Below are 13,897 nucleotides of genomic sequence, written 5' to 3'. Positions count from 1 at the left end.
CTAGATTTCCTCTATTTTATCATGTGAAGCAACTATTCCTTTTATCAAAGAGGACGAGAATCCATTGTGCTCCATTTCATTAATCCCTACTATAGTACAGCCTTTTGGAGTTGTTACTTTGTCAATTTCATACTCGGGATGATGCCCGTTGACGGTAAGTAATTCAGCTGCTCCTTTTACCGTTTGATTTACAATGGCACTAGCAGTTTTTGCATCAAATCCAATTTGAATTCCACCTTGTACCATGGCGCGCATAAATCTTAAAACATACGCAATACCACAAGCTCCTAAAACCGTGGCTGCGTCCATCAAATCTTCTTGAATACGGATGGATTTACCAATTGAATTAAACAACATCTCCACTAATTGATAATCCTCTTTACTTACGCCATTATCACAAATACATGTTAAGCTTTCTCTCACTTCAGCTGCTGTGTTGGGCATAGCTCTCACAATAGAAAAATCAGTTCCTATGGCATCAGCTATTTCTTGAATACTTACACCTGTTGCAGTTGAAACGATTACAGTTCCTGGAGCTAAATCAGCTTTGAGTTCTTTAGCAATTGTTAGAAGATTGTACGGCTTTACAGTTAAAATGACAATTTTAGCTTCTTTAACGGCCAACTCATTTTTATCTGTAACATTTACATCTTTTGCTACTAAATGCTGAATTTTAGGAAGCGACCTTCTGGTAGCAGTTATGTTTTTGTTGGGGATATCGTTATTGTCAATCAATCCTTCAACTATGGCTAATCCCAGATTTCCACATCCAATAACTGCTATTTTTGGTACTTCCATTTTTAAATCTTTTTTGCAAAACTAAGAGTTAAAAACCAAAGTGTTAGTACCAAATAGATAAGAATACTTATTTAAGTAATTTTTCTATGATCGCCTGATAAGCTTTTGGAGCTTGGGCCATTTGATAGTTATAAGGGTTAGCATAAGCTTTAAAAGAGACTTCAATCAAACTGTAACCATCTTTTTTTGAGAATGAAGCATAAACGGTATATGTATTATATACCCAAAATGGTTTGGAAGTTTCATATATCACCATGCTGTTCTCGGTCATTTCTAATTGATCATCTTTTACAACATGCATTGCTATTAACTCATTGAAGAATAAAACAGGATCACCTGTGAATTTGATTAAAAGACAGTTTCCTTTCTTCAATTTACCTTCTCCTTCGTATGTTACTACTGAATCCTTAGGAGATGATTTGATTAGATCTTCTTTGCTTTGAGAAAATCCAATAATTGAGATGGAAATAAAAAATAGTACAGTTGTTAGTGATTTCATAATGATCTCTCTACAAATTTAAAACCAAAAATAAATTGAATGGTTACATTCTTTTCTTGATTTCGCTTAACAGTTCTTCACTGTTTTTACAGCCTATTCTAAATTTTTGATTTTTATCTTTTAAAGAAAGTTCAACAGCTTCGTATCCGGCAATATTCCACATCCATGCACCCGGAATTCTTCTAATTCCCCAACCATAAATGAACTTGTTTCTCACTTTTTCAATGGATTCAATATTTTCAATGGATATTTCTTTTTTAATAAGACCAATTCCAAAACTTAATTGAATTGTATCATTATTTACTCTAGTTTCTAAACTAAAGAACAATAATTGTACGATTATTATCATGGCTGTTGTTGCTAACAAAGGAATCATAGCAGCTTCTTTGGCATCTTCAATTTGATTGACTATTATCAGCAATGCAATTAAAATAACCGGACCAATTAAGACCATGATCCAACCAATTTGTTTTGTTCTGTATTCCATACTAAATTTTGTCTTTTAAATATTTACCTGTGTAAGATGATTCACATTTAGCGATATCTTCAGGTGTACCGGAAATTACAACATTTCCTCCATTTTTTCCACCTTCCGGTCCAATATCAATAATCCAGTCTGCACATTTTAAGACATCCATATTGTGTTCAATAACTACAATACTATGCCCTAGCTTGATTAATTCCTGAAAGGCAATGATTAATTTATCGATATCATGGAAATGTAATCCGGTAGTTGGTTCATCAAAAATGAAAAGGGTAGGGGTTTGTTTTCTTTGTCCTTTATTTAAAAAAGAGGCCAGTTTCACTCTTTGAGCTTCACCACCGCTCATAGTACTTGATGATTGACCCATTTTAAGATAGCCTAAACCTAAATCAAATAATGGTTGAATCCTTTCTATAATTCGTAATTCCGGACCGGCTGATGCATTAAAAAATTCAATAGCTTCAGCAATGGACATATCTAAAATGTCAAAGATGTTTTTCCCTTTATATTCAACTTCCAAAGCTTCTTGCGAATATCTTTTGCCTTTACACTCTTCACATTCCAATTTAACATCAGCCATAAATTGCATGGAGATGGTTATTTCTCCTTCACCTTTACAGGTTTCACATCTTCCGCCTGATGTATTGTATGAAAAGAAACCTGCTTTATAACCTCTCATTTTAGAGAGTTGCTGCGCGGCAAAAAGATCTCTTATGTAATCAAACGCTTTAACATAAGTAGCAGGATTTGATCTTGAAGACTTTCCAATTGGATTTTGATCAACTAATTCAACTTCTTCAAATCTTTTGTAATCACCTTCTAAACCATCAAAATCACCAATTTTATTGCTTGATTTCGCCAATGCTTTTAAAATGGCAGGATGTAAAATCTGTTTTACTATAGTTGATTTACCAGAGCCTGAAACTCCACTGATACAAACCAATCCGTTTAAAGGTATTTCAACATCAATATTCTTAAGGTTGTTTTCACGCATTCCTTTAAGTAGAATTTTACTGTTGAGTTTGCGTCTTTTTGCCGGTAAGGGAATTGAAAGTTGATTAGTAAGATATTGAGCTGTTAAACTGTTTTTAGCTTTCAGTAATTCATCATGCTTACCCTGGAATACTATTTCACCACCAAAATTCCCAGCTTTCGGACCAATATCAATAATCTGATCAGCAGCTAACATTACTTCTTCTTCATGCTCAACAACTATAACGGTGTTTCCAACTTTCTTTAATCTTTCTAAAACTGAAATCAATCTTTGCGTATCTCTTGGATGTAGACCAATGCTAGGTTCGTCCAATATGTACATTGATCCCACCAATGAAGAACCTAATGAAGTTGCAAGATTAATGCGTTGCGACTCACCTCCGGACAAAGTAGCAGATTGTCTGTTTAGCGTTAAATAACCTAATCCAACATCATTCAGATACCTTAGTCTGTTATCAATTTCAAGTAGTAATCGCTTGGCAATTTCTGCTTGATACTTGTCCAGCTTAATGTTTTTAAATACCTCTTGTAATTCGTCCAAAGGCAATAAAAGCAAAGTAGTAAGATTATAACCATCTATTTTGACATTATTGGTTTCTTCTCTAAGCCTTGTTCCTTTACATTTTGGACACTTGGTTTTACCGCGATACCTTGAGAGCATAATGCGGTAATGTATTTTGTAAGATTTTGATTGTAAATAATCAAAAAAGTCATTTAATCCGTTGATGTTGGCATCCCCATCCCATAATAATTGATATTCCTCTTTACTTAATTCTGCCACCGGGCGGTGAATTGGAAAATTTGATTTTGATGAATTGGCAATAAAATGATCTAACCATTCTCTCATCTTTTCTCCTCTCCAGGGTGCTACAGCTTCTTCATAAACACTTAATGTTTTATCTGGAATCACCAAAGAATCATCAATGCCAATTGTACTTCCATATCCCTCGCAATTTCCACATGCACCATAAGGATTATTAAAAGTGAAGAAGTTAATAGTGGGTTCAATAAACTCTATCCCGTATAATTCAAATCTGTTTGAAAATGGAGTTTTGCTCTCATCTTTAAGTCGGTAGATTATACAATCACCAAATCCTTCATAAAAAGCAGTTTGAACCGAATCCGCTAAGCGAGAATAATAATCTTCATCCGGCTGATGACTTAATCTATCTACAATAATAAAACTACCTCCATCATCATAAGCGGATGGGTCAAATCCATCAAGGTCAATGGTTTCGTCTTTTACTAAAACTTTAGTATAACCTTGAGATTGTAAAATTTCTGCTGATTTATCAGCTGGCATTTTGTCCTTTAAAATCCAAGGAGCCAATACCATGTATTTTTCACCTTCTTCAAATCCTTCAACATACTTAACAACATCAGTAACACTGTGCTTTTTAACTTCTTCACCCGAGATAGGTGAGTAGGTTTTTCCAATTCTTGCAAATAGTACTTTTAAGTAATCATAGACTTCAGTTACAGTACCTACTGTTGATCTGGGATTGGTAGAAATTACCTTTTGTTCAATGGCTATGGCCGGCGAAATTCCCTTTATGTAATCTACATCCGGTTTATCAAGTCTGCCTAAAAATTGTCTTGCATAAGAAGATAAACTTTCAACGTATCTTCTTTGTCCTTCAGCAAAGAGCGTGTCAAATGCTAATGAACTTTTTCCTGATCCTGAAAGTCCTGTAATTACTATTAATTCGTTATGCGGAATGGTGACATCAACGTTCTTTAAATTGTGAACGCGAGCTCCTTTTATTTCAATTTCTTTGAGTTTTGGCATCTTGTTGTTAAGGGATACCAAATTTAATAAATAACTACTGCACTTCTGTTAATAATAGAATAGAATCAAGGATAAAATAAAGGGTATGTAACTTTTTGTACCACTTAGTTGTCTTACTATTGATTTAATACTAATGGCTTTTTAATAAATATTTATACCCAACCTTTAAAATTAAATTACCGTTAAATCAATAAAAGCTACCATTAAAAATTTTTTATAGCCAGATGGTAGTTTGTATTTTGAATAATAAACCAAATCGGCTATATTTGGAAAGCAACAAAAAAACTGAATTGCCTATAGACTAGAAATTTACTCTTTTGATTATTAAATGAAAAAAACGCCCGTGCTGATATTTTAATTATCAGACTCTAAAAATAGAGAAGGGTTTAATAAGAGTAGATTATGGGACAAGCAGTTTTATCTGATAAGGAATTGATACGAGCGTATCTTTCTGGAGACGAAAAATCATTCGAAATTTTATTAAATCGCAATAAAGACAGGGTCTTTGGTTATATCATGTCTAAAGTTAGAAATGAGAATTTAGCCAATGATATCTTCCAAGAAGTTTTTATTAAAGTGATTAGAACTTTTAAAAATGGAACTTACAATGAAGAAGGTAAGTTTTTACCTTGGGTTTTGACTATTTCGCACAACCTTATTGTTGATCATTTTAGAAAAGCTAAGAAGATGCAGATGGTGTCAGAATCTAGCTCTAAAAGTGAGGATTTTAATATTTTCTCAGTACTTAAGCTAATGGATAACAATGTAGAAGATGATCTAATTAAAGAACAAATTGAGTTAGATGTTGTGAGATTAGTGGAGTATTTACCTGAAGAGCAAAGAGGAGTGTTGAAAGACAGAATCTTTAAAGGCATGAGTTTTAAAGATATTGCCGAGCAAGAAGATATTAGTATCAACACTGCCTTAGGAAGAATGCGTTATGCATTGATTAATTTGAGAAAGTTGGTAGATAAACACAATGTTTCAATTACAGCTTAAAGTCTTATAAAATCTAGATATATGGATCCCGTTTGAAAATCAAGCGGGATTTTTTTTTGACTGCTGACAATAAATAAAAAATAGGTCCGTTTACTATTTAAACAATTAAAAAACAAACCCTTATTTGCCTATGCAAAAAATTTACACTGATTTAACAACTTCCGAAAAAACTAAGAAACAGCCAAGACAAGATGTGCTCAACAATATCCTGGCATTTTCAAAATCATTGGAAGTTCACAAGACTAAAAAGAAAACAGTTGAGCTAATTCTTAACTAATAAAAAAATAAAAAAGCCTCTATTAAGAGGCTTTTTTTTATTCATACATTTCATTTTCTATTGCCATTTCATATTCACCATCAAGCCTATTAAAGTCCATAATTAGCTCGCGTAAAATGTCTGCATCAGATGGTAGAATTTCTTCTATGTGTTTAAAATGAAGAATACTTACATCTTCTTCCAAATCTGATAAAGATGAAATGGCTTCCCAAAAAGCATTCCAGTTCATTTTATAGTCATCTGAAAAACCAAGTTCGGTTTTGAATTTCAGATGAATTTCCTGAACAGTATTTATGCTTCCTAAGTCTATGGTCATATTTTGTTCAATTGATCAACCAGCATTTCTGACAACTCTTTAATATATCCACTTGAGAAATCAAATTTTACACCAGCTTCACTATAAATACTCTTGATGTCTTTAGTATATCCAAGAGCTAAGCCTCCTTTGTATTGATCAACTGCTTTCTTTTCATCTGCCAGTGAGTTTTTCCAAACGCCTAATGCTCCCAATTGTGAGAAGCCGTATTCTATATAATAGAATGGAACTTCAAATAAATGCAATTGTTTATGCCAGGCATAATCTCTAGCTTGTTCATATCCATCCCAATCAGTTAATCCGGTACCAAAACGATCACTCAATTTAAGCCATTGACTTTTTCTCTGTTCTCTTGTATGCTCAGGATTTTCATAAATCCAATGCTGAAAAGCATCAATTGTTGCTACCCATGGTAATACCATGATGATATCTTCTAGATGCTCCTTTTTTGCTCTTTTTAATTCATCTTCCTGATCGTAAAATACTTCCCAGTATTTCATGCTCAAAAGTTCCATTGACATAGACGCTAATTCCGCAACTTCTGAAGGGAAACTTTTATAAGATGTCAAATTCAAATCCTTTGTTAAAAATGAATGAACTGCATGTCCACCTTCATGAATCATGGTGATCACATCTCTTGAAGAACCTGCTGCATTCATGAAAATAAAAGGAATACCTATTTCATACAATGGATAATTATATCCTCCCGGCGCTTTACCTTTTTTTGATTCAAGATCAAGATGTCCTATTTCATCCATTGTTTCAAGACAGTCTGCAAAATAAGGATCTATCTTTCCAAATATTTCAATGGATTTGTTTAATAGTTCTTTTCCATTTTTGAATGGCTCCAATGGTGCTTTACCTTCAGGATCTGCATTTGTGTCATATGGCTTGAATTTTTCAAATCCAAATTTGTTCAATTTTTCCTGTTGAATTTTTCTGTGAATAGGAACAATGAAATCCTCAACAGATTGGTGAAAATCAAAACAATCTTGTACAGAATAATCAAAGCGATTCATGGCTTTGAATTTGTAATCTCTGTAATTGTCAAATCCTGCATTAGTAGCTATTTCATGTCTTGTTTTTACCAATTCATCAAATATCTCTTCCAGCTTTTCATTGTCTTGAATTCTTCTATCATATAACAAGTCGTAAACTTCTTTTCTGATAGTTCTATCCGGGTTTTTTAAAAACTTTGCTGCTTGTTGTGATGTGAGTTCTTTTCCATTATAAGTGATCAATTGAGCACCAATTACTCCACTGTACTCTTGAGCAAGTGTTTGAGACTTTGATTGCAATGGAATATTCTCTTCTCTGAATAATTCAATTGCCGTTTCAACCTTTTTAAAGTAAATCTGATCTGCTTCAGATTTCAATTCATCTTTAAAAGGACAATTAGCCAATTTTTGATTTAAAATATTGGATGCTTCAGAGATTGGAGGATTTATTTCTGTAACAAACTTTTTATAACGTTCTGCAGCTTCCTGATTGGCAGTGTCAATAGTCATTTTGATATATCTCCATGCCATATCTTCCTCTAAAACAGCTTCTAATTCAGAGTTTTTTAATAACCAATCTTTAAAATCTTCAACTGAATTAATTTCAGCATTTAAAAGTTGATCAAAATATGGTTTAATGTCTGTCCAGTTATTTATAACTAAATCTTCTGCGACAAATCTTCTTGGTTTTCTTTTCACTTCCATAGTGCTAAAATTAAAAAATCCGTTCCGACTATTTAAGTCAAAACGGATTTTAATATCTGTCTTTATGAATATTTATTCTTCTTCTTCGGCTGCTTTAGCTTTTTTATCAGCTTTAGCTTTAACTATGTATCCTTTATCAACAAGGATATTGTACCATTGATACAACTTTTTAAGGTCACCGTCAAATACTCTGTCTTCATCATAATCCGGAAGATATGATGTGATGTGTTCTCTCAATTTATCTGGAGCTTCTTTATGACTGATAGAAGATTTGTAATTTTCTTTTTCTGCTAATTTGGTATAAACATCAAGCAATGGCATATCTTCTTCATAAGTGTATATGCAGATGTCTTCTAAAGCAGAAATTTTATCTGTAGCAAACGCAGGGAACTTTTTTCCTGTATCTAATGATTCTACAATAATGTTGTTTTTTCCTTGCGCGGCAACCTTAAATAATCCCGGTTTACCTGAAATTGCAATGATTCCTTTTAAGTCCATTCAAAAATTTATTTCGCCAAAAATAGAAATTATTTTTTCACCAAACGGAAAGTAGTGAAATTGTCTCCATACTGTAAGTGCAAGATATAAACACCGGATTTTTCGGTACTCATATCAACCTCAATGAATTGCTGGTTTGAATCGATTTCGTCATACTCATAAACCATTCTTCCTCTGATATCTGTTACAATGAAATGAATGTCAAAATATTCATTTTTAATGATGCTAAAATGATCATCAAATGGATTTGGTAATACGATAAACTCATTGCTTTCCAACTCATGTATTTGAGATAAGTCAATGAAATAAGGGGATGATAAATAAGAACATCCTTCTGCACCAAAAACTTCTACAGAATATTCCCCGGTAGTATCAGGATTATAAAATTGTGCATTTGCACTATCTATAGGTGTGCCCTCATAATACCATTGAATTGAATCAGCTGGAGAAGTAATTAATCCTCCGCCAATTTGATTTATCACAGGAAAAGTAGGAAGCGTTCCCTTTACAACAATTATTGTATCTGAATAAAAAGTACATCCTTGACTATTGGTAGTTGTAACATGAACTGTGTCATCCCAATCAATAGTTAATGAAGGATTGGTGTCTCCATTGTGCCAGTCATAAGAAGCAAAGTTATTTTCTGCTGTCTCAAATGTGATTGGGGTTTCGCAAATTAATGTGTCTCCCAAAAGTGTTAATGGTGAATTGGTTTGATTCAATAATTGAAACGCATTTACTTTACCATATCCATAAGCTTGATTCGGAGTAGTTCCTGTCCAACTGTCTTCATATGCATTCAAATGTATATCATCAATAAATTCTTGGTATGTAGAAGCAGGACATTTTTCCAAATAAAGTGCAGCAATTCCCGCAATTACTGGAGAGGCCATAGATGTTCCTCCATTTCGCACGTGTTGTCCATCTACATCTAACATGGCAGGGTTTGATGATTGTAAACTAGCAGATAACCAAAGTGGGCAACTGGCTAAAATTAAGTCTCCAGATGCAGCTACATCCGGTTTTGTTACCCCTTGTCTGTTAGGACCTTTACTTGAATTAACACTTAACATACCCGGAGGATATGCTCCGTAATACCAATTTGAATTGTAGTCTAAATATTGTTTGCGATTTGTAAAGTTACCTACTGTCACTACAGAAGGTGAACAGGTCCAAGAACTTACAGTAGTCATCAAAGTATCAGGTAAATGATAGTATGCTATATCCGGAAAATCTCCTACTAAAGGAAGATTGGTTGATTTAATATTGTTAAGTCCTATCCATGCACCTGACCATAAATCATAAGCACCACTACCATAAGTTTCAAATCTGTAAGAATAAGAAGTAGAGTCAATATTTTCTAATAATGCTTCAATATGATAAACACCGTTTACTTCTTCACAATAAAATTCAACAGGCGCCAATTTGTTTCCGTTTACATATATAGAATCCAAAGTAGTGGTATTAATTAAGGATTGAATATTGTAAAAACCTGTTCTCCCTCTAAAGTCGTAAGTAGGATTAGGGTTATCTGCACCAAAAGCAAAATAAACATCTTTAAAATCTGCTGTATCTGCCCATAAATCAAAATAAACTGAAGGAGTTCCAAAGGTTGAACTCATGTTAACATCAAACCAGGTAAAGGAAGTATCTGCATTTACATCTCCGTGTAAGTGATATTTTCCTTGTGCACCTGAATTTCCTGCTGCTGCAACCACAATTCTACCTGTTTGATCATTCAATAAACTATCAATGTACTGTGCGGCTGGGTCTAATCCATCATGAGATCCTAAATAATCACCAACACTTGTATTTACAATTGCTGGTTTACCTAAAGTATCTGCCATTGAAAAAACAAAATCTATAGCGTCAGCCACGGTCATTGTCCAGTTAGGTGAAGAAAAATTGGTTTCTATAATTATTATATCACTCTCCGGAGCTGCTCCTTTATGCGTACCTGTAGCAAGTCCATTTCCAGATCCGGCTCCGGATACAGTGGTTCCATGCGCATTGTTATCTATTGAGGTAATGGTTCCACTATTGATGTGTGTGCTATCCCACACCTGACCGTAATTATATTTAGGAGGAGTTAATTGAGCATCAAAAGGTAAGGTTTGATCCCAATAGTACAATATTCTAGTGCTACCATCACTGTTTTGAAAATCCAAATGATTGTAATCTATTCCGGTATCTACATAACCAATTATTACACCTTTACCAGTAAATGAACTATTCAAAGGGTAATTACCGTTGTGAATAGAGTCAATGTTTTGAACTATTCTCATAGTATCACACAATACTGATGGTTTTCCCGGTGAAAAATATACTTGAGTAATAATACCGTTTTGAATCAGTGATGAAAGTTCAACTGAAGTACATCTAATAAAATGCCAGTCTGCATTGCTATACTTATAATGAATAGAAGAATTTGATTTTAATCTATTCAAGTCTCCTTTTACACCATAGTCAACAATCTGCGACGGATTCTTTTCCTTTTGCTTTCTAAAAGATATGCTTTCTCCATAAGGATAAGTTTGTCCCCAGCTAAAAAAGGAAAGTGTTAAAAGAAATATAAGTCCAACTAATTTCACTTCAAGGATTTAATTTCAAGACGCAATTATTGCCTCATTGGTTAGCTCAAAGATACTTTATGAATTTTATTCATCCAAAGATTTAATCGGTTATCACATAAATATGACCTTTTATGAATATCCAATTAGTCTAATTGCAATAAATATCTACTTTTACATTACTAAAAGTTTATTGAAATGAGAAGAATCGTGAAATTAATAGCAGTCTATGTAGTATTGATTGCTTTCTCTGCAACAGCTCAGGATTATGATAAAAAGAAACTGAACTGGTACAACGGAGCAAAATACGGCATGAATACAGAGAATGCCTACAAAAAGTTATTAAGTGGACGTAAGTCTGAAAAAGTAGTTGTTGCTGTAATTGACTCAGGTGTTGATATTGAGCATGAAGATTTACAAGGAAGCATCTGGACTAATGCGGATGAAATTCCTGGTAATGGAATTGACGACGACAAAAATGGATACATTGATGATGTTCACGGATGGAATTTCCTAGGGAATGCTGATGGTGAAAATGTAAATCATGAGCAGCTGGAAATGACCAGAATGCTTAAAGGATTCGAAGCAAAATATGGAGGTAAAGAATATTCTGACCTTTCTGATGATGAAAAGAAAGAATATGACTTATATAAAAAGCTAAAAGAAGAAGTAGCTAAAGGCAAAGGTAATGCTGAGAAAACCATGGCTGTTATCGGTGACTTGTATGACAAGACAAAAGAAGCTGATGAAAAAGTAAAGAAAAAGCTAGGTAAAGACAGCTATACTTTAAAAGAGCTTAAAAAGCTTAAAAAAGATGATGAAGTTGGTACAGAAGCAGAAATGCTTTACGGATTAGCTGCTAATGGTTTAGATGTTGAGACTTTAAAACATTACACTGAAATCTTCCAAGCGAGAGTTGATTATCACTACAATGTAGATTATGATGCAAGAAAAATTATCGGTGATGATCCGGCTAATTTTGATGATAAATTCTACGGAAACAATGATGTTGAGGGTCCTGATGCAATGCACGGAACTCACTGTTCAGGAATTATTGCTGCTACTAGAGGAAATGGAATTGGAAACGACGGTGTAGCTGATAACGTTTGGATCATGTCTATCAGAACTGTTCCTGATGGTGATGAAAGAGACAAAGATGTTGCCTTGGCAATCAGATACGCAGTGGATAATGGAGCTCAAGTGGTTAACATGAGTTATGGTAAATCTTATTCACCATATAAAGATGAAGTTATCGCAGCTATTAGATATGCTGAAGAAAAAGGAGTTTTGTTAATCCATGCTGCAGGTAATGACGGAAAAGATATTGGAGAAAACGATAATTTTCCTTCACCTAAGTATGATTCAATGGACAAAGAATTTACTAACTGGATCGAAGTTGGAGCATCTACTAGATATGGTAAACCAAATGCTAAAAAAGGTGTGAATGGTTTAGCGGCATCTTTCTCAAATTATTCTGAAAAAGAAGTTGATATCTACGCTCCGGGATTAGAAATCTATTCAACAGTTCCTCAAAGTGATTATGAAGAATCTCAAGGAACATCAATGGCTGCACCAATGGTTACAGGTTTAGCTGCTTTGTTGAAATCGTATTTCCCTAAATTGACAATGTTCGAAATCAGAGATATTATTTTGGCTTCAGGTCAGGATGTTTCTGAAGTTGAAACTACATTGCCAGGAGACGAAACTAAAACTGTACCTTTTAAAGCTTTGTGTGAAACTGGTAAAATTGCCAATGTTTACAATGCTGTTGAAATGGCAATTGAAATGGAATCAAAGAAATAAATTTTTAGAGATAACGTTAAATGCCGCAATCACCAAGTTGATTGCGGCATTTTTTTTGTAGTTAACTTTACAACATAGTATGAAACATTTATTGCTCTTATCCGCCATTATTATAACTGCTGCTACTTTTGCACAGAATATCACTGCGTTTGCAGACCAGAATAATAGACTTTACAAGTTTGATTCAGGTTCATTGACACAGATTTATTATCAACCTACCAAAGAACTGCACATTGACAACCAATATGTATGTTTTGTGGATTCTAAAGGTGATATATATGTGAATTTCTACGGAGAGCAAACAATGGTAGCTCAAACACACACCAAAATATTTGATACAGATAATTTACTTTTAGTGCAGACGGCATCAGTATTAAGGGTTTTTGATAGAGGAGTAAAACATATTTTAACATCCAATGCTATTTCATTTGGGGTAGGTGATAGCCTGGTTGTATGGCAAGACAATATAGGTGGATATCTAAAATACTACTATGAAGATGAAGTTCATGAAGTAGCTATGGTAGTTGGAAATTATCCTTTAATGCCTGATCATGTAGGGGAAAACACTTTTGTATATAGAGATAATGCAGGAAATGTATCCGTCTTTTGGCACGGTAAATTTTATCCTATTTATAGTTGGAATTCCTTAGGAGTAATAAGGGCTGGTCAGGATGTTGTGGCTTTTAACGATCCTCAAAGTGGAACTTTTTCTGCTTTTGATAATGGTTATGTAGTTGATGTTGAACCCCAGCACGCTTTAAATTTCAGGTGTGGAGATAATTTTATTTATTACAAAGATCAATCAGAAACGCACAAGATTTTTAGAGAGGAAGAAACCATGGAGCTTGGGTTTGATCTTCAAAATATAGATGTTCAAGATTCAGTGGTGATTTTCAGAGATGTGGGAATCATGAAAATTTGGTATCAAATGGAAATTTACCAAATTTTCAATACGAAAGTTGGGAACTATCAAGTTGATGGAGGAATTGTAGCTTATACCAATCAATGGGGAGGTGTAAGTGCTTTTGTGCGAGGTAAAGAAGTGGAAATTACCAGAAGCAAAGTTCAAAGTTTTGAACTTCATGGTAACACCATTTTAATGAAAATGGGGGCTTCTACATATTGGGTGTGGTGGAATGATAAAATTCATGAATTTTAAGGTATATTT

Annotated in this window: 12 protein-coding genes; 4 read left to right on the top strand and 8 right to left on the bottom strand. The window is 33.8% G+C overall.

Annotation, left to right across the window (positions count from 1 at the left end; translation table 11 throughout):
• From proC to uvrA, 4 genes are all read right to left on the bottom strand, one after another.
• Entirely contained in the window at window positions 1-798 is a 798-nt protein-coding gene (gene proC / locus K6119_RS03585) for a pyrroline-5-carboxylate reductase (RefSeq protein WP_221835427.1), read from the bottom strand.
• A 67-nt stretch (window positions 799-865) separates the two neighbouring features.
• Complete coding sequence (locus K6119_RS03580; protein ID WP_221835423.1) at window positions 866-1,297, bottom strand: hypothetical protein; 432 nt, start codon at window positions 1,295-1,297, stop codon at window positions 866-868.
• 43 nt (window positions 1,298-1,340) lie between these two features.
• Window positions 1,341-1,784, bottom strand: coding sequence for a hypothetical protein (locus K6119_RS03575; protein WP_221835419.1), 444 nt, complete (start codon window positions 1,782-1,784; stop codon window positions 1,341-1,343).
• 1 nt (window position 1,785) lies between these two features.
• Window positions 1,786-4,563 (bottom strand): excinuclease ABC subunit UvrA, encoded by a 2,778-nt coding sequence (uvrA, locus tag K6119_RS03570; protein WP_221835418.1) that lies wholly within the window; start codon window positions 4,561-4,563, stop codon window positions 1,786-1,788.
• A gap of 402 nt (window positions 4,564-4,965) precedes the next feature.
• Between uvrA and K6119_RS03565 the strand changes: the two genes are divergently transcribed.
• Together K6119_RS03565 and K6119_RS03560 are read left to right on the top strand one after the other, a co-directional pair.
• The gene (locus K6119_RS03565; RefSeq protein ID WP_221835417.1) at window positions 4,966-5,562 is read left to right on the top strand and encodes an RNA polymerase sigma factor; all 597 of its coding nucleotides are present in this window, start codon (window positions 4,966-4,968) and stop codon (window positions 5,560-5,562) included.
• A 130-nt stretch (window positions 5,563-5,692) separates the two neighbouring features.
• Window positions 5,693-5,839 carry a hypothetical protein gene (locus tag K6119_RS03560; protein ID WP_221835415.1) on the top strand — a complete coding sequence of 49 codons (147 nt, stop codon included), beginning with the start codon at window positions 5,693-5,695 and terminating at the stop codon, window positions 5,837-5,839.
• Between the two features lie 37 nt (window positions 5,840-5,876).
• Here K6119_RS03560 and K6119_RS03555 read toward each other — a convergent pair whose 3' ends face one another.
• The 4 genes from K6119_RS03555 to K6119_RS03540 all read right to left on the bottom strand — a co-directional run bounded on the left by K6119_RS03555 (window position 5,877) and on the right by K6119_RS03540 (window position 10,947).
• Window positions 5,877-6,155: a barstar family protein gene (locus tag K6119_RS03555; protein WP_221835412.1), complete on the bottom strand. Its 279-nt coding sequence runs from the start codon at window positions 6,153-6,155 to the stop codon at window positions 5,877-5,879.
• Window positions 6,152-7,858 (bottom strand): M3 family oligoendopeptidase, encoded by a 1,707-nt coding sequence (locus tag K6119_RS03550; protein ID WP_221835404.1) that lies wholly within the window; start codon window positions 7,856-7,858, stop codon window positions 6,152-6,154. Before K6119_RS03550 ends, K6119_RS03555 begins: the two co-directional genes overlap by 4 nt.
• A gap of 72 nt (window positions 7,859-7,930) precedes the next feature.
• Window positions 7,931-8,356, bottom strand: coding sequence for a DUF5606 family protein (locus K6119_RS03545; RefSeq protein ID WP_221835402.1), 426 nt, complete (start codon window positions 8,354-8,356; stop codon window positions 7,931-7,933).
• 29 nt (window positions 8,357-8,385) lie between these two features.
• Window positions 8,386-10,947: a S8 family peptidase gene (locus K6119_RS03540; RefSeq protein WP_221835400.1), complete on the bottom strand. Its 2,562-nt coding sequence runs from the start codon at window positions 10,945-10,947 to the stop codon at window positions 8,386-8,388.
• A 177-nt stretch (window positions 10,948-11,124) separates the two neighbouring features.
• Here K6119_RS03540 and K6119_RS03535 point away from each other — a divergent pair, with 177 nt between their 5' ends.
• On the top strand, window positions 11,125-12,729 hold the full coding sequence (locus tag K6119_RS03535; RefSeq protein WP_221835398.1) for a S8 family peptidase: 1,605 nt from the start codon (window positions 11,125-11,127) through the stop codon (window positions 12,727-12,729).
• A 79-nt stretch (window positions 12,730-12,808) separates the two neighbouring features.
• Complete coding sequence (locus tag K6119_RS03530) at window positions 12,809-13,888, top strand: hypothetical protein (RefSeq protein WP_221835396.1); 1,080 nt, start codon at window positions 12,809-12,811, stop codon at window positions 13,886-13,888.
• Window positions 13,889-13,897: the final 9 nt, after the last annotated feature.

The sequence above is a fragment of the Paracrocinitomix mangrovi genome, from assembly GCF_019740355.2.
Taxonomy (GTDB): domain Bacteria; phylum Bacteroidota; class Bacteroidia; order Flavobacteriales_D; family Crocinitomicaceae; genus Paracrocinitomix; species Paracrocinitomix mangrovi.
This window is presented reverse-complemented; position numbering and strand designations above follow the sequence as displayed.